Source organism: Agromyces albus (assembly GCF_030815405.1).
Classification (GTDB): domain Bacteria; phylum Actinomycetota; class Actinomycetes; order Actinomycetales; family Microbacteriaceae; genus Agromyces; species Agromyces albus_A.
In genome coordinates, this window is record NZ_JAUSWX010000001.1 from 4,093,995 (window position 1) to 4,115,386 (window position 21,392).

At 69.4% G+C, this 21,392-nt stretch carries 16 protein-coding genes; 9 read left to right on the forward strand and 7 right to left on the reverse strand.

The annotated features are described in order from the left end of the window. Positions 1–22 precede the first annotated feature (22 nt). The 6 genes from QFZ29_RS19500 (at position 23) to QFZ29_RS19525 (ending at position 9,834) form a co-directional block, all read left to right on the forward strand. Positions 23–988: a carbohydrate ABC transporter permease gene (locus QFZ29_RS19500; RefSeq protein ID WP_306896256.1), complete on the forward strand. Its 966-nt coding sequence runs from the start codon at positions 23–25 to the stop codon at positions 986–988. Positions 989–993: 5 nt separating this feature from the next. Next, complete coding sequence (locus QFZ29_RS19505) at positions 994–1,818, forward strand: carbohydrate ABC transporter permease (RefSeq protein ID WP_306896257.1); 825 nt, start codon at positions 994–996, stop codon at positions 1,816–1,818. A 73-nt stretch (positions 1,819–1,891) separates the two neighbouring features. Beyond that, on the forward strand, positions 1,892–3,154 hold the full coding sequence (locus tag QFZ29_RS19510; RefSeq protein WP_306896259.1) for an ABC transporter substrate-binding protein: 1,263 nt from the start codon (positions 1,892–1,894) through the stop codon (positions 3,152–3,154). Positions 3,155–3,239: 85 nt separating this feature from the next. After that, complete coding sequence (locus tag QFZ29_RS19515; protein ID WP_306896261.1) at positions 3,240–7,274, forward strand: hypothetical protein; 4,035 nt, start codon at positions 3,240–3,242, stop codon at positions 7,272–7,274. Continuing rightward, on the forward strand, positions 7,267–8,292 hold the full coding sequence (locus QFZ29_RS19520; protein WP_306896266.1) for a LacI family DNA-binding transcriptional regulator: 1,026 nt from the start codon (positions 7,267–7,269) through the stop codon (positions 8,290–8,292). Before QFZ29_RS19515 ends, QFZ29_RS19520 begins: the two co-directional genes overlap by 8 nt. A 99-nt stretch (positions 8,293–8,391) precedes the next feature. Then, complete coding sequence (locus QFZ29_RS19525) at positions 8,392–9,834, forward strand: L-fucose/L-arabinose isomerase family protein (protein WP_306896268.1); 1,443 nt, start codon at positions 8,392–8,394, stop codon at positions 9,832–9,834. Between the two features lie 41 nt (positions 9,835–9,875). Here QFZ29_RS19525 and QFZ29_RS19530 read toward each other — a convergent pair whose 3' ends face one another. After that, the gene (locus QFZ29_RS19530; protein WP_306896270.1) at positions 9,876–10,562 is read right to left on the reverse strand and encodes a DUF998 domain-containing protein; all 687 of its coding nucleotides are present in this window, start codon (positions 10,560–10,562) and stop codon (positions 9,876–9,878) included. 198 nt (positions 10,563–10,760) lie between these two features. Here QFZ29_RS19530 and QFZ29_RS19535 point away from each other — a divergent pair, with 198 nt between their 5' ends. Next, positions 10,761–11,120 carry a YciI family protein gene (locus tag QFZ29_RS19535; protein WP_306896272.1) on the forward strand — a complete coding sequence of 120 codons (360 nt, stop codon included), beginning with the start codon at positions 10,761–10,763 and terminating at the stop codon, positions 11,118–11,120. Between the two features lie 88 nt (positions 11,121–11,208). Further along, positions 11,209–12,504, forward strand: coding sequence for an RNA polymerase sigma factor (locus tag QFZ29_RS19540; protein WP_306896273.1), 1,296 nt, complete (start codon positions 11,209–11,211; stop codon positions 12,502–12,504). On the opposite strand, the gene QFZ29_RS19545 is transcribed toward QFZ29_RS19540, so the two are convergent. From QFZ29_RS19545 to QFZ29_RS19570, 6 genes are all read right to left on the reverse strand, one after another. Then, on the reverse strand, positions 12,489–13,949 hold the full coding sequence (locus tag QFZ29_RS19545; protein ID WP_306896275.1) for a rhamnulokinase: 1,461 nt from the start codon (positions 13,947–13,949) through the stop codon (positions 12,489–12,491). The genes QFZ29_RS19540 and QFZ29_RS19545 overlap by 16 nt on opposite strands. Further along, complete coding sequence (locus QFZ29_RS19550; RefSeq protein ID WP_306896277.1) at positions 13,946–16,042, reverse strand: bifunctional aldolase/short-chain dehydrogenase; 2,097 nt, start codon at positions 16,040–16,042, stop codon at positions 13,946–13,948. Before QFZ29_RS19550 ends, QFZ29_RS19545 begins: the two co-directional genes overlap by 4 nt. Next, positions 16,039–16,926 (reverse strand): alpha/beta hydrolase, encoded by an 888-nt coding sequence (locus tag QFZ29_RS19555; protein WP_306896279.1) that lies wholly within the window; start codon positions 16,924–16,926, stop codon positions 16,039–16,041. The genes QFZ29_RS19550 and QFZ29_RS19555 overlap by 4 nt, the downstream gene beginning before the upstream one ends. 72 nt (positions 16,927–16,998) lie before the next feature. After that, positions 16,999–18,156, reverse strand: a complete 1,158-nt coding sequence (rhaI, locus tag QFZ29_RS19560; protein WP_373426279.1) for an L-rhamnose isomerase — start codon at positions 18,154–18,156, stop codon at positions 16,999–17,001. A gap of 5 nt (positions 18,157–18,161) precedes the next feature. Next, positions 18,162–18,617, reverse strand: a complete 456-nt coding sequence (locus QFZ29_RS19565) for an L-rhamnose mutarotase (RefSeq protein ID WP_306896283.1) — start codon at positions 18,615–18,617, stop codon at positions 18,162–18,164. Between the two features lie 76 nt (positions 18,618–18,693). After that, positions 18,694–19,725: a LacI family DNA-binding transcriptional regulator gene (locus tag QFZ29_RS19570; RefSeq protein ID WP_306896285.1), complete on the reverse strand. Its 1,032-nt coding sequence runs from the start codon at positions 19,723–19,725 to the stop codon at positions 18,694–18,696. Between the two features lie 132 nt (positions 19,726–19,857). Between QFZ29_RS19570 and QFZ29_RS19575 the strand changes: the two genes are divergently transcribed. Then, the gene (locus QFZ29_RS19575; protein ID WP_373426247.1) at positions 19,858–21,387 is read left to right on the forward strand and encodes a sugar ABC transporter ATP-binding protein; all 1,530 of its coding nucleotides are present in this window, start codon (positions 19,858–19,860) and stop codon (positions 21,385–21,387) included. Positions 21,388–21,392 lie beyond the last annotated feature (5 nt).

A 21,392-nucleotide genomic window follows, 5' to 3' on the forward strand; every position in this document is an offset into this window, starting at 1 on the left:
GACAAGGAGGTCGGAGAACGCGATGACAACCCTTCCTGCCGCAGTGCCAGCCGAGCTCGAAGAACGAAGCCCGGCTTCGCCCGAATCGGCGCGACGGAGAACCGGGCGCCGGGGCGGTCTGCATCGGGGCACGTCCAAGCTGTGGGTCTTCATCATCCCGGCGGCCGTGTTCTACCTCTTCATCGTGCTCTGGCCGAGCATCCAGGGCGCCGGCCTCGCCTTCACCGACTGGGACGGCATCTCGCCGACCCGGGCCTTCGTCGGCATCGACAACTTCATCCAGCTGGTCAACGACCCGAAGGCGGCAGGTGCAATCGGGCGTACCCTGCTCATCGCCTTCACGATCACCATCGTGCAGAACGCGGTCGGCCTGCTCCTGGCGCTCGGCGTGAACAGCCGGATCAAGAGCCGCAATCTGCTGCGCGTGCTCCTGTTCGCCCCGGCCATCATCACACCCGTGGCGACGGCCTACCTCTGGCAGAACCTCTTCTCGCCGAACGGTGCGATCAACGCGCTCCTCGAGGGGGTCGGCCTCGGCGCGCTCACGCAGAACTGGCTCGGCGACGGCGACGTGGCCATCTGGGCCATCTGCCTCGTCGTGATCTGGCAGTTCGCCGGCTACTCCATGGTGATCTTCCTCGCCAACATGCAGGGCATCTCGACCGAGGTGATCGAGGCGTCGTACGTCGATGGCGCCGGGCCGTTCCGTCGGTTCTGGAGCATCATCCGGCCGGAGCTCGCACCCTCGATCACCATCAACCTCATGCTCTCGATCATCGGCGGGCTGAAGCTGTTCGACCAGGTGTGGGTGATGACCGGCGGAGGCCCCGGCGGCTCGACCGAGACGATGTCGACCCTCCTCTACAAGAACGCGTTCCAGTTCGGCGACTTCAGCTACGGCATCGCGATCGCCCTCGTCCTGACCGTGCTGGTCGCGATCCTCTCGAGCGGCCAGTACTTCGTCCTCAGCCGCCAGAACAAGGACTGAACGCCATGTACCAGCGCTACACGTGGAGGACCGGCATCCTCGAAGTGGTCATGATCGCCGTCGCGGTGCTGTTCTTCGTGCCCGCCTACGTGCTGATCAACCTCTCGTTCCGGGAGTCCAACGACGCCGCCGGTCCGCTCGAACTGCCGACGACGTTCACGCTGCAGAACTATGCCGACGCCTGGGTGCAGGGCAACCTCGGGAACGCGCTCGTCAACAGCACGGTCGTCTCGGTCGTGAGCGTCGTCGTGCTCGTCCTGCTGTCGGCGCTCGCCGCCTACCCCCTTGCACGAGTCGGTCGTCGATGGTCGAAGGTCGCATACTTCGGCTTCCTCATCGGACTCCTGCTGCCGTTCCAGCTGGCGCTCATCCCGCTCTACACGACGATGCGCGATCTCGGACTCCTCGGGACCGTGTGGTCGCTCGTCCTCTTCTACATCGGCCTGCAGATGCCGTTCTCGATCTTCCTCTACACGGGCTTCCTGCGTGCGCTGCCGATCGAGTACGAGGAGGCGGCCGCGATCGACGGCGCCGGATCGTTCGGCACCTTCTGGCGGGTGGTGTTCCCGCTCCTCAGGCCGATCACGGGCACGGTCGTGATCCTCAACGTCATCGTGGTGTGGAACGACTTCCTCACGCCGCTGCTGTACCTGAGCGGAAGCGGACAGCAGACCGTGCCCGTCACGCTCTACAGCTTCGTCGGGCAGTACGTCTCGCAGTGGAACCTGGTCTTCGCGGGACTCGTCATCAGCATCGCCCCGATCCTGCTCGTCTACTTCGTGCTGCAACGCACGGTCATCCAAGGTTTCGCCAGCGGACTCAAGGGCTAGCGCCCTGGCCGACGGGGAAGATGGTCCGCTGCACAGCGTCCGCGGGCCGGTTCACGAACGAAAGGAGCAACACATGCGCTACAGAGCAGTAGTCACCATGGCGATCGGCGCGGCCGTCGTCGCATCCGTCGCCGGATGCTCGAACGACACGGGCGGCGGCGGGGGCGGGGGAGACACCCTCACGTGGGCCACCGTCACGAGCGACAAGTCGGCCGCCGAAGAGGCTGCGGCGGCGTTCGAAGCCGAGACCGGCATCTCGGTCGAGGTGACGGCGTCGGGCGTCGACGAGTACCAGACGACGACACGGACCCAGTTGTCGAGCGGCACGGCCCCCGATGTCTTCTTCGTCTGGGCCGGCGACGGCAACCCGATGGCGATGCAGGTCGTGTCGGATGCCGGGCTCGTCGCCGACCTCTCCGACATGGACTTCGCCTCCCGCATCCCCGAGGGTTTCAAGTCCGTCAGCCAGAACGGCGGCAAGACCTACACTGCGCCGATCAGCTCGGCCGGCATCGGGTCGGCGTTCAACCTCACCGCGATGGAGGAGAACGGCTGGACGATCCCGACCACCTGGAGCGACACCCTCGCGTTCTGCGGGCAGGCCAAGGCCGCGGGCAAGACGGCCTTCGCACTCGCCGGCGCAACGCCGTGGAACACGCAGCTCATCTCGTACGCGCTCGCACCGACTCTCGTGTACGGGCCCGACCCCGACTTCGCGGCGCAGATGTCCGCGGGCGACGTGACCTTCGCCGATTCCGCATGGGTCGACGTCCTCGACAAGTACGTGGCGATGCAGGATGCCGGATGCTTCCAGGAGAACGCACTCGGCACGGTGTACGAGGACGCCCTCGACATGGTGGCGAAGGGCGAGGCCATGGCCTCGGTGCAGGTGAACGCCTCCTTGGCGGCCATCCGCCAAGGAGCCCCTGATGGCACCGAGTTCACGCTCGCGCCGGTTCCCGCCACTGACGACGAGTCGCAGACCCGGATGGCCGCGGCCATGGGCGCCGCCTACGGGATCAACGCCAAGGCGAAGAACCCCGAAGGAGCGAAGAAGCTCATCGAGTTCCTGACCTCCGACGAGGGCCAGTCGGTCTACAACACCCCGATCGCGGCCATCCCCGCGCTCGGGTCGTCGACGTTCGAGCCCGACCCCGCGCTCGACTCGCTGCTCGAGTACCTGGAGACCGGCAAGACCGATCCCTTCATGGACCAGCTCTGGCCCAACGCGAAGGTGCAGCAGGTGCACTTCGAGGTGGTTCAACAGCTCCTGGCCGGTGATGTCGACGCGAAGGGCGCTCTCTCGCAGATGGATGCCGCCTACGCCGAAGGATGAGCGTGTCCCGCGGCAGCCGGCGGATGCGCCGGCTGCCGCTCCCTTCTCACCCCGTCCGATCCCGTCCGATCCCTCAGGAGAGTCGATGTCCACCGAGCTCGTCGCCCGCTTCGAGCGCCCCTCCGTGCGCTACGGTCCAGTGCCGCTGTGGTGGTGGAGCGGCGAGCGACTCGATCCCGAGCGCCTGCGCTGGCAGATGCGGCAGCTCGTCGAGCAGGGCGTCTGGCAGGCGGTCGTGATGAATCTGGCGCCGACCGGCCCGCTCTACGGCGCACTCGCCGACGACCCGCCCTTCATGTCAGAGGACTGGTGGGAGATTTTCGCGGGCGCTTGCGCCGACGCCGAGGAGCTGGGATTCCAGATCTGGCTCTACGACCAGATCGGCTTCTCCGGCGCGAACCTGCAGGGGCGCGTGATCGCGAGGCATCCGGAGCATGCCGGCCGGTCGCTCTCGCAGGCACGCGCCGATGCGACATCCGGTGACGTCGAACTGGCCGTTCCCGAAGATGCCGAGCCGCTCGGCGCGTGGTTCGCGGCGCACGACGGCTCGCCGGTCGTGCCCGTCACCATCGACGAAGGTCGGGCGCGGCACCGGCAGGCGCCGGGCGAGCTCGTGCTGTGCTTCGCAAGCATGCGCGGCTTCGACTACTTCTCCCCGGCCGCGTGCGACGCGCTCCTCGACTCCGTCTACGGCGAGTACGAGCGCCGGGTCGGGAAGCACTTCGGGCGCGGCATCGGCGGAGTGTTCCAAGACGAGCTGCCGGATGTCCCCACGTGGTCCCATGACTTCCCGTCGCGTTTCCGCGACGACGCGGGCTACGACCTCCTCGGCGTACTGCCGGCGCTCTGGGGCGACGCACTGCCGGGCGATGCAGATGTGGACGCCGATCGTGTGCGGCTCGACTACCACCGCGCTCGCGCCCGGTTCGCCCGTGCCGCCTTCTTCGATCCGCTCGCCGCCCGCCTCGATCGTGCCGGCCTGGCGTGCGGCTTCGACCAGCAGAGCCCGGCGCGCGAGGGCGAGCCGATCGGCGCGACCGCGCACTACGGCGACTACCTCGAGACGCATTCGACGTACGCGATCCCGGGCAGCGACCACTGGGGCGACTCGAAGATCCACTCGTCGCTCGCCCACGCCCATGGGCACGAGCGGGTCTGGATCGAGGCGTTCCACTCGTCGGGCTGGGGCGGCACGCTCGAGGAGACCTACGACTGGCTCTCGCCGTTCCTCCGGCGGGGTGCGAACCTGTACGACCCCCACGCGGTCTACTACTCCACCCGGTCGGGCTGGTTCGAGTGGGCGCCGCCCTCCACGTGCTGGCGACAGCCCTACTGGCCCGATTATCACGTGTTCGCCGAGGCGGTGACGAGGCTCTCCTCGGTACTGACCGCGGGCGAGCATGTCGCGTCGACCGTGGTCCTCTTCCCCACCGAGTTCGTCCAGTCTCGGCTCACCGCCGATGGGCGCGACCTCGGCGCCGGCGATGCTGAGCGCGTGTACTTCGCCCTCAACGGCCTGACGCCCTGGTACGCCGAGCAGCGGGGCATCCTCGAGCGCGCCGGCGTGGACTACGACACGCTCGGCGCGCACTCGCTGCGCGTCGCCGAGGTCTCGGGCGACGAATTGCGCCTGCGCGGCGAGCGATACCGCAACGTGGTGCTGCCGGCCACCGAGGTCATCCCGGCCGACGTCGCCGCACTCCTCGCGGCATTCGCGGAGCAGGGCGGCCGGGTGATCTGCATCGGCGCCGCCCCGACTCGCTTCGTCGACACCGAACTCGCCCCCGATGCGCCGGGGCGCTTCGCGGCACTGATCGCGGCGGGACGCATCCTCCGGATCGACGACGTCGATGACGTGCCACGGATGCTGCGGCCATCCGCCGTCTCGGTCGTCGCCGACGCTTCCGTGCTCCATCGCGTCATCGGCGACACGCACCTGATCGCGGCGATCGCCCACGACGAGCACTCCGGCACCGTTCAGCCGATGCTGCCCGAGTTCGGCGAGGCCTGGGAATCCGGCGACTTCAATTGGAAGCACTACTGGCAGCGCCTGAGCACTGAGGGCTACCGCTTCGTGCCGCCGACGGGACGCACCCTCACAGTGCGGCTGAACGGCGCGGGACTCGATGGCGTCGCGGGCCAGCTCTGGGATCCTCGCACCGGCTTGCGGCGCGACGTTCCGCTCACCCGGCTCGGCGACGGTGTGCTCGAGGCGCACGTGGACTTCAGCGTCGGATCCATCGCCCTCCTCGTCGTCGGGCCCGGGCTCCCGGACGCCACCGCTCCCGCCCTCGGTGAGTTCAGTTCGACTCAGGAGCTCGACGGCCCCTGGCTCGTGTCGCCCGAGTCGACGCTCGACAACTCGTGGGGCGACCTCGACGACGTGGAGCGCCACGGGATCGTGCCGATCCAGGTGTGGGAGTTCGACCACGAGAGCGGCGAGGGCGGCGAGGGCGGTAAGAGCGGCGAGCGCCGGCGCGTCCTCGCGACGTTCGGTCCGTTCGCCGAGGTCGCCGGCCCCGACGGCGACTGGACGCGGGCCGAATGGTCGCTCTCGCGAGGCATCCGTAACGACCCGATCCACGACGAGAGCCTCGGCCCGAACGGATACGTCCCCGAGGAGTTCCTGCTCTGGCGCAACGTCACCCAGGGCGGGCGCTATCACGTGCGCACCACGATCTCCATGCCCGACGACACCGCCATCCGGCTTGCCGTCGGTGCCAACGCCGGTCGGAGCATCCGCATCGACGGCGTCGAGCTCGCGCCCGGCGAGCCCGGCTACCTCACCTTCCACGCAGACCTTCCGCGTGGCCCCCGAGTGCTCGAGATCGAGTTCACCGCGGCCGAGTCGGGCGATCTGCGAGCTTTCTTCGCCCTGACGACCGATATCGAGCGGTTCGCACGGCCCGAATGGATCGAGGCGGCGGATGCACCATCCCGCTCGACCTCCGTCGTGTTCTCGACGATCTTCGAGGCGAGCGCGGCCGTCGCCGACACGCGCGTGCAACTGAGCAGCGAGGCGCCGAGCACGCTCGTCGTCAACGGTGTCGAGATCGGCCGGCAGAGCGACTTCGACCCCTACTCGGCGCGACGGTTCACGCGCGTGCACCCGTACGATCTCCGCGACGTGCTGCGCGACGGCCGCAACGTGCTCGAGGTGCGGTCGACGGATGTCGGGCGGCCCGTCGCGATCCGGCTCGACTCGGTTCCCGCGGTCGACGGAGGCCTCGGCATCCGGTCGGATGCCTCGTGGACCGTCACGCGAGAGCTCGCGCCGGTTCCCGTTCGTCAGCGGCTGATGCAGTACGAAGACCCCCGATACGGATGCCTCGTGCCGCGTCCCCACCCGCTGCAGCGTGCCGCCTGGCTCGAGCGAGAGTCGGCGCACGACAGTGTCGTCACGCTCGTGCCCGATGTCGCGCCCCGGGCAGGGCGGGTCGAGACGCTCACCTTCGACGTGCCGATCGGAACCATCGAGGCCACGGTGCCCACCTCGATCCCGTGGGAGGTGCAGGCGTCGGATGTCGTGCGCATCGGCGACCGGCTCGTCTTCGATCCGCCCGCGGCCATGGATCGACGGCTCACGATCTCGTTCCGGCCAGAGGACGGCAGGAGGGGCGGCGCCCTGCTCGATGGACCGATTGCCGTGAAGGTCACCCCGGTCGCGGCGGAACTGCGCCCGTGGAACGAGCTCGGGCTCTCGGCACTCGGTGGCGCGGTGCGGTACGCGCGGCGGTGCCGGATCGATCGCCCCGAGGGGGCGAGAGCGGTGCTCGACCTCGGTCTCGTGCGCGGCACGGCGGAGGTGCGCGTCGACGGCGTGCTCGTCGACACGCTCTTCGCGGGCCCCTGGCGCAGCGATGTGAGCGAGGCGGTCGAGGAAGCACGCGAGTACCTCGTCGAGGTCACCGTGCGCGGCACCCTCGCTCCCTACCTCGACGTGGCGTCGCCGACGTCGGCCGTGATGGCCGGGCAGACGCGTCACGGTCTCTTCGGGCCCGTCCGCCTCGAGATCTGGGATGGAACGGCGCGAGATGACACCGGGCAGCTCGCCTCAGCGAAAGGAAGCGTGATGACGAAGATCCACTCGAACGACCGTTCGTCCAGCGTGCTTGACTGACATCGTGATGGGACAGCGGAATCTCGGGCTCGCCGCCGTGGCGCGGCTGGCCGGCGTGTCCACGGCGACCGTGTCGAACGTGCTGAACCGTCCGCACGTCGTTGCCGTGCCCACCCGGGAACGGGTGATGGCGGCCATCGAGGAGCTCGACTTCGTGCCGAATCGGGCGGCGGCGACGTTGCGGCAGGGCACGAACCGCGTGCTCGGACTCGTCATCCCCGACGTGGTGAACCCGTTCTATGCGGCGATCGTCGACGCCGTCGTCGTTGCCGCCGACCGTGACCGCTACGCCGTTGTGCTCTGCGTGAGCCACGAGGATCCCGCGCGGGAGCAGCGCCACTTCGACATGCTCGCCGAGCAGCGCGCGGCGGGTGCGCTCGTGGTGCCGATCAGCGCGGACTGGTCGCGCCTGTCGCAGTTGCGCATGGTCGGAACGAGGTTGATCGTCGTCGACCGCCGCATCGACGAGTCGGAGGCGTGCTCCGTGGCGATCGATGACGTGCACGGGGGCGAGATCGCGGTGGAACACCTCCTCGGGGTGCCGGGAAACGGGATCAGCATCGTCAACGGCAGCCACACCATCGTGCAGTGCGAGGATCGGCGCACGGGCGCCCGCTCGGCGCTGGCATCCGCGGGCCTCGATCCCGACAGCCTCGTCGAGTTCGAGATGCGCGAGATGACCATCGAGGCGGGGGTCGAGGCCGGTCGGCGCATCGCGGCGAGCGGTGCGCCCCGGCGAGTCTTCTGCACGAACGACCAGCTCGCGATCGGCGTGATGCGCGGCCTCGCCGAGGCAGGGGTCGAGACGCCCCGCGATGCCGCGGTCGTCGGTTACGGCGACCTCGCGTTCGGCACCGAGGAGGCGCGCCGACTCACGACAGTGGGCCAGCCGAAGCAGGAGATGGGAGAGGTCGCCGTCGCGAAGCTCCTCGCCGAGCTGCAGGAGGGCAAAGCGCACCGGCACTCGGCCACCACGTTCCAGCCACGCCTGGTCGTCAGGGAGTCGACGGGGCGCTGACGGCGACTCGGAATCGAGACGCGCCGCACCCGAGCCCGAGCCCTCCACAAACCGAGACACAGATTGAATCGATTGAAAATGCTCGAGAACAAGGAAGCCATGTCCGACACGACTGCACCGGTCCACCCTCTGCTCGCGGCGAAGGTCCGTCGCTCGACCCGCATCGGGCTCGTCGCCGGCGGGCTCGGCACCTACTGGCCGCAGTTCCCCGACCTGCTTCCGCAACTCCAGGAATCCGCCCGATACGTCTCGGACCGGTTCCGTCGACTGGATGCCGACGTGGTCGACGTCGGCTTCATCTCGGATGCGCAGGAGGGCGCCGTCGCCGCCGAGAAGCTGCGGCAGGCCGACTGCGACCTCATCGTGATGTTCCTCACCACGTACCTGACCTCGTCGATGGTGCTGCCGATCGCCCAGCGATCGAACACGCCGGTGCTCGTCATCGACCTGCAGCCGACCGCGCGGATGGACCATCCGAACTTCGACACGGGAGCGTGGCTCGCGTACTGCGGCCAGTGCTCGGTGCCCGAGGTGGGGAACGTGTTCCGCCGAGCCGGCGTACCGTTCCGGTCGGTCTCCGGGCACCTCCGCCACGAGTCGGCGTGGCGACGCATCGAGCAGTGGGTGAGTGCGGCCCACGTGCGCGCCGCACTCCGGCATGCTCGTCATGGCCTCATGGGTCATCTGTACCCGGGCATGCTCGACGTCTCCACCGACCTGTCGTTGCTGCCCGTCACGTTCGGTTCGCACGTCGAGGTGCTCGAGTTCGACGACCTGCGGGTGCGCGTCGAACAGGTGACCGACGCTGAGGCATCCGAGCGGATGGACCTCGCACGACAGGTCTTCACCCTCGACGAGAGCGTCGTCGACGAGGACTTCGCGTGGGGTGCGCGGGTCTCGGTCGGCCTCGACCGCCTCGCCGACGACTTCGACCTCGACTCGCTCGCGTACTACCACCGAGGGCTCGACGGTGAGCAGCACGAGCGGCTCGGTGCGGGCATGATCCTCGGCGCCTCGTTGCTCACGGCCCGCGGCATCCCCGCCTCGGGGGAGTACGAATTGCGTACCTCGGTCGCGCAGCTCGTGACGCAGGTGGTCGGAGCGGGCGGCTCGTTCTGCGAGATCCAGGCGCTGAACTTCGAGGACGGCGTCGTTGAGATGGGCCACGACGGCCCCGCACACCTCGCGGTGTCGAGTCGCGACCCGCTCCTGCGCGGACTCGGGATCTACCACGGCAAGCGCGGCTGGGGCGTCTCGGTCGAGTTCGACGTGCAGCCCGGCCCGGTGACCCTGCTCGGGCTCGGCCAGGACCGCGACGGCACCCTCTCGTTCATCGCGTCGGAGGGAACCGTCGTGCCGGGCCCGCTCCTCGCGATCGGCAACACGACGAGCCGGGTCGACTTCGGGCGCGATCCCGGCGAGTGGGTCGACGAGTGGGCCGCGACGGGGGTCGGGCACCACTGGTCGCTGTCGATCGGGCACCGCGCCGCCGACTACCGCGCCGCGGCGAACCTGCTCGGCATCCCCTTCCGGTTCGTCTGAGCCATTCAGCCGAGCGCGCCGGCTCGGATCCGAGGTCGGTTTCAACGCCGGCGGCGGAGCAGCGCGAAGGCGTAGGCGGCGATCCACGCGAACGCGAGCGCCACCCCGAGGAACAGGCGCACGCTCATCCACAGGTCGAACGGCAGGGTGAGCACGAAGCACGCGACGCCGACCATGCGTGTCCACACGGCAGCGGCGCGGTGTCCCTCCCAGGACAGGCGCCGTGCCACCACGAACGTCGCCGCCACGAACGCGAGGAACGAGAGGGGCGGCGCGATGGCGTGCACGATGCCGTGGAAGGTGAGCTCGGTCGGGTAGCCGGCGGGCGCCCCGGCGGGAAAGCCGAGGGCGGGGTCCGCCGCGAATGCGCCACCGAGGATCAGCCCGGCGGCGTAGACGCCGAACAGCACCGGCGCCCAGCGACGTCCGGGCCCTGCACCCAGGCTTCGCCGCGTTCCGATGGCGAACGCGAGCATGAGCACGCCCGCGACGATGAAGTTCGCGATCTGCACCCACCCCCGGTCGCCGAGCGAGAGCAGGCTGAGCGGATGCCGCGTCAGGTCGAATCCCTCGCGGGTGACGGCCTGCACCGAAGCCACCACGACGAAGAGCGGCCCGGCGGTGGTGCCCGCCGCCACGAGCGCACGGGTCAGTGGATCGGTGGCAGGAGCGGAGCGGCGGTCGTCGGAGCGAGCTGAGGTGATTCGGCTCGTGGTGTCGGTTGCCATGACGTGTCCTTTCATCGGTCGATCCGATCGGTGGTGATCGGGTCGTTCACCATGACGTCGCCGCGCGGCATCCGTTCTCGACATCCGCTCATCGAATCGGTTCTGGGATTTCTCGCACCCCGTGTCGAGAAGCCGGCGAAACTGGCGACGTTAGGGTGAGGGCACACCGACGGGGGTGCCGGAACCAAGGAGGTCGCGATGCGATTCATGTGCATGGTCAAGATGGACGAGGCGAACCCGCAAGGCGAGGCGCCGCCCGAGCTCTACCAGGCGATGGCCGAGTACGACCGAGAGGGCCGACTGAACGGAACGCTCATCGACAGCCAGGGACTGCTGCCGAGCGCCGCCGGCGCGATCGTCTCGCTCGCCGACGGGAAGATCAAGGCGATCGACGGGCCGTTCGCCGAAGCGAAGGAACTGGTCGGTGGCTACGCCGTGATCGACGTGCACTCCCGCGAGGAGGCCGTCGAACTCGGTCGTCGGCTCATGCAGATCCACGTCGACCACTGGCCCGGCTGGGAGGGGCACGTCGAGATCCGCCAACTGGCGGAATACTGACCGATCATCGAGTAGCGCAGGCCGGAGGCCGCCGCGTATCGAGGCCGGCAGTTGCGCCTCGCGCGGCGCGTGTGGTCTGATCGCTCCCGTGGGGGATGATCCCGGGGCGGACCAGGCGACGCGTGCCGCGATCGAGGCGATCTGGCGCCTCGAGTCGACGCGGCTCATCGCATCGCTCGTGCGCATCGTGCGCGATGTCGGCGTTGCCGAAGACGTGGCGCAGGACGCCGTGGTCGCGGCGCTCGCGCAGTGGCCCACCAGCGGCATCCCCGACAATCCGGGCGCCTGGCTGATGACCACGGCGAAGCGCCGCGCCATGGACGTCTTCCGTTCCCGCGCGAAGCACGACCGCGCCGCTGCGGCCCTCGCCCACGACCTGGCCGAGACCGTCGAAGACGATCCGGCGGCGGGCATCGATCACATCGAGGACGACATGCTGCGCCTCATGTTCATCTGCGCGCATCCGTCGCTGACGAGCGAGGCGCAGACCACGCTGACCCTGCGCCTCGTGGCCGGCCTCACCGCCAGGGAGATCGCCCGCGCCTATCTGGCACCCGAGTCGACGGTCGCACAACGCATCTCCCGTGCGAAGCGCACCCTCACGGAGGCGGGCGCCGAGCTCGAGGAGCCGAGCGGGTTGGAACGCGCCGAGCGGCTCGCCACCGTGGAAGGCGTCATCTACCTGCTCTTCAACGAGGGATACGCCGCGACGGAAGGCGCCGACTGGATGCGGCCGGCGCTCTGCGACGAAGCCCTTCGGCTCGGCCGAATGCTCGTCGCACTCGCGCCGCATGACCCCGAGGTGCACGGCCTCACCGCCCTGATGGAGCTGCAGTCCTCTCGCCTCGCCGCTCGTGTCGGTCCCGACGGCGAGGCGGTGCTGCTCGATGACCAGGACCGCAGCAGGTGGGATGCCTCACGCATTCGCCGCGGACTCGACGCGCTCGCCCGCGCCGACGAGCTCACCACGGCGAGCGCAGCGGAGCCGGGGCCGTATGCGCTGCAGGCGGCAATCGCCGCGGAGCATGCGCGTGCGGCATCCGCTGACGACACCGACTGGACGCGCATCGCCCGACTCTACGAGGACCTCGGACGCAGAACCGGTTCGCCGGTCGCCGAGCTGAACCGGGCCGTCGCCCTGGGCCGGGCGTACGGTCCCGAGGTGGGACTCGCGTTGCTCGTGCAGCTCGAGTCGCTGCCCGCGTTGCGCGACTACCACCTCGTCCCGAGCGTACGCGGCGACCTCTATGAACGACTGGGCCGCACCGAGGAGGCCGCTGTCGAGTTCGAACGGGCCGCGGCGCTGACCTCGAACGAGCGCGAGCGCGCGCTGCTCGCTCGCCGGGCCGATGCCGCCCGAGGCTCAGGTCAGCGCGGTTCGTAGCGCCGCGGCGCGAACGCTTGGGCGACGAGCGCACGCAGCGACTCGATGCCCGCCCCGGTGAAGCCCTGCGCACGCGCCTGCACGAGCACGTTGCCGATCGCCGTCGCCTCGACCGGGCCGGCGAGCACGGCGATCTCCGAGCGGTCGGCCGTGCGCTGGCAGAGCAACTCGTTGAGCGCCCCGCCGCCGACGATGTGGATCGTCTCGACATCGACGCCCGACAGGATCGACGCGGTGCGCACGGCATCGGCGAAGGCCTGCGCGAGCGACTCGATGATCGACCGCGCGAACTCGGCCGGCGAACCCGGAATCGGCTCGTCGTGCTCGCGGCACCACTCGGCGATGCGCCCGGGCAGGTCGCCGGGGGCGAGGAAGCGCGGGTCGTTCGCGTCGAAGACGGCAACGGGAGCGGTGACGGATGCCGCGGCCGCGAGCAATCCGGCGAGATCGACCGTCTGGCCGTCCCGCTCCCACTCCCGCACCGATTCGCTCAGCAGCCACAACCCCATGACGTTGTGCAGGAAGCGCACGCGCCCGTCGACGCCGCCCTCGTTCGTGAAGTTCGCGGCGCGCGCGGCATCCGACGTCACCGGGTGCTCGAGCTCGACGCCCACGAGTCCCCACGTGCCGCACGAGATGTAGGCGGCCGACCCGGGCTGCATGGGCACGGCCACGATGGCCGACGCCGTGTCGTGCGAGCCCACCGCGACGACGGAGAGCGGATGCCGCGAGCCCGCGCCGAGCTCGGCTGCAACCTCCGGCCGCAGCGACCCGATCGTCTCGCCGGGCTCGACGAGCGGCGGGAACACGGATGCCGGAAGCCGCAGCCGCTCGATGAGCTCGTCGTCCCACTCGCGGGACCCGATGCCGAGGAGCCCCGTCGTCGACGCGTTCGTGCGCTCGGCGACGCGCCGGCCGGTGAGCTGGAAGCCGATGAGGTCGGGCACGAGCAAGAGCGTGTCGGCGAGGTCGAGCCAACCCGGACGGACACCGTCGCTCGCGTCGCGTTGCTCGGCCGCGAGCTGGTACAGCGTGTTGAACGGCAGGAACTGCAGCCCGTTGCGGCGGTAGAGCTCGTCGAACGGGGCGATCGCGTGCACGGCTTCGACGCCCGCGGCCGTGCGCTCGTCGCGGTAGTGGAACGGCTCGCCGAGCATGCGCTCGCCGCGGAGGAGGGCGTAGTCGACGGCCCACGAGTCGACGCCGATCGACGCGACATCCGGCGCCTCGCGGAGCGCTTGGGTGAGGCCCGCGGTGACGTTGCGGTAGAGGCCCGTGAGATCCCAGTGCAGGCCCGACGCGAGTCGAACGGGGTCGTTCGCGAAGCGCGCCACCTGGCGGATCTCGAGCGCGCCCGCCCCGCGGCCGTCGACGCGGCCGAGGATGACGCGGCCGCTCGTCGCGCCGAGGTCGACCGCCGCGACGGTGCCCGTCGCCCCGCTCATCGCAGGAAGGCGGCGGCGACGCCCGCGTCGACCGGGATGTGCAGGCCCGTCGTGTGCGAAAGCTCCGGCCCGGTGAGCACGATGACCGCGTTCGCGACGTTCTCGGGCAGCACCTCGCGCTTCAGGATCGTGCGCTGGGCGTAGAACTTGCCGAGGTCCTCCTCCTCGATGCCGTACGTCTTGGCGCGGTTCGCACCCCAGCCCGAAGCGAAGATGCCCGAGCCGCGAACCACGCCGTCGGGATTGATGCCGTTCACCTTGATGCCGTACTCGCCGAGCTCGACCGCGAGCAGTCGCACCTGGTGGGCCTGATCGGCCTTCGTCGCCGAGTAGGCGATGTTGTTCGGGCCCGCGAACAGCGAGTTCTTCGACGAGATGTAGACGATGTCGCCGCCGAGGCCCTGGTCGATGAGCACGCGGGCGGCAGCCTTCGACACGAGGAACGAGCCCTTCGCCATGACGTCGTGCTGCAGGTCCCAGTCGGCCTCGGTGGTCTCGAGGAGCGGCTTCGAGAGCGAGAGTCCGGCGTTGTTCACCACGAGGTCGATGCCGCCGAAGGCGAGCACCGCGTCGTCGATGGCGCGTTGCACCGCGGCGGCATCCGTCACGTTCGCCTGCACGCCGATCGCGACATCCGAGTTCCCGATCTCGGATGCCGCGGCCTGCGCCTTCTCGAGGTCGAGGTCGGCGATGACGACGCACGCGCCCTCGGCCGCAAGCCGGGTGGCGATGGCTTTGCCGATGCCGGATGCCGCGCCGGTCACGAGCGCGACGCGCGTGGCGTGCGGCTTCGGCTTCGGCATGCGCTGCAGCTTCGCCTCTTCGAGCGCCCAGTACTCGATGCGGAACTTCTCCTCGTCGGAGATGGGGGAGTACGTGGAGAGCGCCTCGGCGCCGCGCATCACGTTGATCGCGTTGACGTAGAACTCGCCGGCCACCCGCGCGGTCTGCTTGTTCGCGCCGTAGCTGAACATTCCGACGCCGGGGATCAGCACGATGAGCGGGTCGGCGCCGCGGATGGGCGGCCAATTGCCGTCAACCTCGCTCGCAGGCTCGCTCGGCGCTGGCGTCGCGGAATCGCTGGCGCGATTCTCTGAGCTCCAGCGCGCGTAATACGCCTGGTAGTCGGCGCGGTACGCCTCGTGCAGCTCCTTCAGGCGAGCGATCGACTCGTCGATCGGCGCGTCGGCCGGCAGGTCGAGCACCATCGGCTTCACCTTGGTGCGCAGGAAGTGGTCGGGGCAGCTCGTGCCGAGCGCGGCGAGGCGCGGATGCTCGGCGCGGGCGAGGAATTCGAGCACCTCGGTGGCGTCGGTGAAGTGGCCGACCATCGGGCGGTCATGCGAAGCGAGTCCGCGGATCGTCGCGGCGAGGGCCGCGGCCTTCGCGCGCCGCTCGGCGGGCTCGAGCGGCTCGTAACCGTCCAAGGTGGAACCGAACGGTTCTGCCTTCCCGTGCTCGGCGATGTACGCCGCGGCGGTGTCGATGATCCACAGCGAGTTGCGCTCGCTCTCCTCAGACGTGTCGCCCCACGCCGTGATGCCGTGGCCGCCGAGGATGCAGCCGATCGCCTGCGGGTTCTGCGCCTTGATCCCGGCGATGTCGAGCCCGAGCTGGAAGCCGGGACGTCGCCACGGCACCCACACGACGCGGTCGCCGAAGATCGTGGCGGTCAAGGCCTCGCCGTCGGCGGATGTCGCGATCGCGATGCCCGAGTCGGGGTGCAGGTGATCGACGTGCGCGGCGTCGACGAGGCCGTGCATCGCGGTGTCGATCGACGGGGCGGCGCCGCCCTTGCCATGCAGCGTGTAATCGAACGCGGCGACCATCTCGTCTTCGCGGTCGACCCCGGGGTAGACGTCGGCGAGGGCGCGCAGGCGGTCGAGGCGCAGCACCGCGAGACCCTGCTCGGTGAGCGTGCCGAGGTCGCCGCCCGAGCCCTTCACCCACATGAGCTCGACTGGCTCGCCCGTGACCGGATCGGTCTCGGTGCCCTTCGCAGACGTGTTGCCGCCCGCATAGTTCGTGTTCTTGGGGTCGGCGCCGAGGCGATTCGACCGTGCGATGAGGTCGGATGCTGCCTGGTTCGTCATGAGGGTGATCCTTCGGTGATTCGAATGTCGGTCAAGGTGGCGATCCAGCGCACAACGCGATCGAGCGAGTCGGATGCCGCGGCGGCATCCGGCCGGTTCAAGTGCCCGTGATCGGTGCCGGGCTCGGTGTGCAGCTCGATCGGCACATCGGCGGCGGCGAGGGTCGCGGCGAAGACCTCGCCCGAGACGCGGAGCTCGTCGGTCTCGCCGTTGATCATGAGGGTGGGTGGGAAGCCGCGCACGTCGTCGGGCGTCGCGAGTCCGGGGACGGCCGGGAGCGGCGCGAACTCGACGGGGCCGCCGAGGTAGGTCTCGTACATCGCTCGGACGCTCGCCGGGCCGAAGCGGTCGGCGCCGGGGTTCGCGTCGAGGAGCGCGCGGAGGGCGGCATCCGGCGCCGGCTGCACGGCGAGCAAGGTGGGATAGGCGAGGAACACCCCCGCGGGCAGGGCCGCTGCGGTTTGAGCAGGCAGCGCAGCAGCCGCATCGGAACCCACCACGGGCTCGCCGAGCAGGCGCAGCACCGCTCCCGCCGCGAGGTTCGCCCCCGCGCTCGCCCCGCCGATCGCGAGCCGCTCGGGATCGATGCCGAGCTCGTCGACGTGCTCGACAGTCCAGCGCCAGGCGGCGAGCACGTCGTCGGACGGCACCGGGTAACGGCATCCGTCGCCGGCCAACCGGTAGTCCACTGAGACGACGGTCACTCCGCGCTCGGCAAGCGAGCGCGAGACCCAATCGGCCTCGGGCATGTCGAGATCGCCACCCGCGAAACCGCCGCCGTGAGCCCACACGAGTCCCGGCGTCGGGCGCATCGCCGAGGCATCCGCCGGATACACCCGCACGAGCCCGTCGACGGCGCCATACGGTTCGTTCAGCTGCGACATCCGCTCACTCCTTCATTGAGACGTCGCACATTGCGGGTGCGACCTGTCATCTGCGACGTTTCGATGGCCACCTCAGGCGCCCCATCCGGCCTGCGTGCCGCCGACGCGGTCGGCCGCGATCTGCTGCTGGTAGCCGGATGCCGCGTACGCCGCCATCGGATCGGCGGCAAGGCCGCGCGACTCGCGCCACTCGGCGAGCGCCGGGCGCACGTCGGTGTAGAAGGCGTCCATGAATACGGCGTTGGCGGCGAGCACGTCGCCCGAGAGCTGGGCCGTGCGCAGCGCCTCGTGGTCGAGGAGCAGCGCGCGAGCGGTCATCTCCTGCACGTTCAGCACGGAGCGGATCTGGCCGGGGATCTTGTCCTCGATGTTGTGGCACTGGTCGAGCATGAACGCGACGTCGGGGCTGTTGAAGCCACCGCCGCGCACGACCTCGACGAGGATGCGGAACAACTGGAACGGATCGGCGGCGCCCACGATGAGGTCGTCGTCGGCGTAGAAGCGCGAGTTGAAGTCGAACGAGCCGAGCTTGCCGAGGCGCAGCAGCTGCATGACGATGAACTCGATGTTCGTGCCAGGCGCGTGGTGGCCCGTGTCGAGGCACACCTTGGCCTTGTCGCCGAGGGCGGCGACCTGGGCGTAGGAGGTTCCCCAGTCGGGAACGTCGGTGTGGTAGAACGCCGGCTCGAAGAACTTGTACTCGAGCACGAGGCGCTGCTCGTCGCCGAGGCGCGCGTAGATCTCCTGCAGTGACTCCTGCAGGCGGTCCTGACGGCCGCGCATGTCGGCCTGGCCGGGGTAGTTGGAGCCCTCGGCGAGCCAGATCTTCAGGTCGCGCGATCCCGTCGCGTGCATGATGTCGACGCACTCGAGGTGGTGGTCGATCGCCTTGCGGCGCACGCCGGCGTCTTCGTGGGTGAGCGCGCCGAACTTGTAGTCGTCGTCCTGGAAGGTGTTCGAGTTGATCGTGCCGAGGCCGACGCCGAGGTCTTCGGCGTGCTTGCGCAGGTCATCGTAGGAATCGACCTTGTCCCACGGGATGTGCAGGGCCACGGTGGGCGCGAGCGCCGTGTACTTGTGCACCTGCGCGGCATCCGCGATCTTCTCGAAGGGATCGCGCGGGGTGCCCGGCGTGCCGAACACCTTGAAGCGGGTGCCCGAATTGCCGAACGCCCATGACGGGAGTTCGATGGCCTGCTGCTCGAGCTGGGCGAGCTGTTCGGTGGAGATGGTGCTCACGAGTCGCTGCTTTCTGTGTCGGTGCCGACCGCGGCCGGTTCGGAGTCGTCGGGGTCGTCGGGGTCGGAGATGGAGGCGGAGTCGGATGCCGCACCGGCGGCGAGTGCGGCGAGCTGGTCTTCGAGGTGGAACACCTCGGTGAGGCGCGGTGCGCCCTGGTCGGGGCGGCGGCCGTCGAGCGCGACGAAGAAGTCGGCCATCTCGGCCTCCCATGCCACGGTGCGTGGATCTGCCGCGAGTGCTGCCTGGGCGGCCGCGTCGTCGTCGACCTCGTAGTAGCCGATCAGCAGGCCGTCGTCGCGGAGGAAGAGCGAGTAGTTGCGTCGACCGGATGCCTCGATCGCCCGCAGCATGTCGGGCCAGACGGCCGCGTGCCGCGCCCGGTACTCGTCCAATCGGTCGGCCTTCACCTGCAGTTGGAAGCAGACCCGCTCGGTCGTGCCTGTGCTCATCGTCGAGCTCTCCGTTTCCTTGTGAATCGTTTCAAGATACGACACCGTTTCGAACTTCGCAACCCGGGCGCACCGCCTACGTGCTGCCCGACGTGCCCCTCGCTGCCGTCGATCGCCGCACGACCAGTTGGGGAAGGAACACCGTCTGGCGTGGGATGAGATCGGGGTCGGATGTCTCCTCGAGCAGGATCCGCAGCGCCGTACGGCCGATCATGGCGCTCGGCTGTCGCATCGACGAGAGGGGCACGGCGGCGGCGGAGGCGAACGCGATGTCGTCGAACCCGATGAGCGCGATGTCTTCGGGCACGAGCATCCGTCCGTCGACGATGAGGGCCTGCAGCAACCCGAGCGCGAGCAGGTCGTTGGCCGCGAAGATGGCGTCGGGCCACTCGCGGCGCGGGCGCGAGATGATGCGCACGCCGGCCGCCGCTCCCTCGGCGACGGTGGTCGCCTCAGTGGCGACCACCTCAATGTCGACCGGCTCGGCGCTGTTCTCCACCGCGACACGTGCGCCGGCGAGGCGATCGGTGACCTGGCGGATCTCGAACGGTCCGCCGACGAACGCGATCCGGCGCCGGCCCGTGTCGATGAGGTGCTCGACGGCCATCCGTCCGCCGACGACGCTGTCGACCGAGACCGAGCTGAAGCGGCCGTCGCCGCTGAAGCGGTCGACGAGCACGGCGGGGATGCCGCGAGTGCGCAAGCGCTCGAGCCTCGGGTTGATGTCGCTGTAGGGGGAGATCAGCACGCCGCGCACCTGCTGCTCCTCGAAGAGGTCGAGGTAGAGGCGCTCGCGGGCGACGTCCTCATCGGTGTTCCCGTAGAGCACCGCGATGCCGTGACTCGACGCCTCGTCTTCCGCGCCGCGCACGACGTCGCCGAAGAACGGGTTCTGTCCGTCGAGCACGACGAAGCCGACCGTGCTGCTCGTTCCGGCGCGGAGCTTGCGGGCGGCATCGTTGCGGACGTAGCCGAGATCTTCGATCGCACGGTGCACGCGCTGCATCGATTCCGCCGACACCTCGCCGGGGCGGTTCAACACATTGGAGACGGTGCCGACCGAGACGCCCGCATGCTGGGCGACATCGCGGATGCTCGCCGCTGCCATCCGTGCTCCTTCATCGTCGAGTGCTCGGGATCATTTGCGGAGGCCGACTTGACCGCCGCTCGGGACCTACATAGAGTATGCCTGAATCGAACCTGAATCGATTCATATCAGTTTCACCTCAAGGAGGAGGACGTGCCCGTGCATGAGGACGCATCGTCGTCGGCGCCACCTGCGCTCGAGCTGTCGAGGGTCGTGAAGTCGTTCGGCGCCGTCGTCGCACTGCGGTCTGGCACGATCACCCTCGAGGAGGGCTCGATCCACGCGCTCATCGGCGAGAACGGCGCGGGCAAGTCCACGCTCGTGAAGATCATCGCCGGCCTCTACCGCCGTGATGCGGGAACGTTCCGCTTGCGCGGCGAAGAGGTGGACTTCCACACCACCGCGCAGTCGAAGGCCGCCGGCATCGCCGTGATCTACCAGGAGCCGACGCTCTTCCCCGACCTCTCCGTCACGGAGAACATCTTCATGGGACGCCAGCCCACGAACCGCTTCGGCCGCATCGAACGCAAGGCGATGCGTGCCGAGGCGCAGGCGATCTTCGCCCGGCTCGGCGTCTCGATCGACCCCGACCGCGTGACCGAGGGTCTCTCGATCGCCGACCAGCAGATCATCGAGATCGCCAAGGCGATCTCGCTCGACGCGCGCGTGCTCATCATGGACGAGCCGACCGCCGCCCTGAGCGGCGTCGAGGTCGAACGGCTCTTCGCGGTTGCCCGCAGCCTGCGCGACGAGGGTCGCGCACTCATGTTCATCTCGCACCGCTTCGACGAGGTCTTCGCACTCTGCGACACGGTCACCGTGATGCGCGACGGCAGCTACATCGCGACCACGCCCATGAGCGAGACGAGCGTCGCCGAGCTCGTGCGGCAGATGGTCGGTCGGGATGTCGCGGAGCTCTTCCCGAAGCTCCCGGCGGAGATCGGCGGCGATCTCCTCGTCGTCGACGGACTGACGCGCACGGGCGTCTTCCACGACATCAGCTTCACCGTCCGCGCCGGCGAGATCGTCGGCCTCGCGGGTCTCGTGGGCGCCGGTCGCTCCGAGGTCGTGCGGGCGATCTTCGGCGTCGACCCCTATGAGCGCGGATCCGTGCACGTCGACGGCCGGCCGCTCCCGAAGAACAACCCGCGAGTCGCGATGGCGCGTGGCCTTGCGCTCGTTCCCGAAGACCGCCGCAAGCAGGGCCTCGTGCTCGATGAGAGCGTGTCGCGCAACATCACCCTCGCGATCCGCTCCTCGCTCGCGAAGGCCGGCCTCATGTGGGGCGGCCCCGAGAACGAGGCCGCCGCGGTGTGGTCGAGCCGGCTCGAGGTGAAGACGGCCTCGCTCGATGCCGAGACGGGCACCCTGAGCGGCGGCAACCAGCAGAAGGTCGTGCTCGGCAAGTGGCTCGCGACGAACCCGAAGGTGCTCATCGTCGACGAGCCGACTCGCGGCATCGACGTCGGCACGAAGGCCGAGGTGCACCGGCTCCTCTCCGAGCTCGCCCAGCAGGGACTCGCAATCCTCATGATCTCGTCCGAGCTGCCCGAAGTGCTCGGCATGGCCGACCGTGTGCTCGTCATGCGCGAGGGGTACCTCACGGGTGAGTTCCCCCGATCCGAAGCAACGCCCGAAGCGGTCATGTTCGCCGCGACCGCAGAGAAGGAGGGCGCGCTGTGACCGCG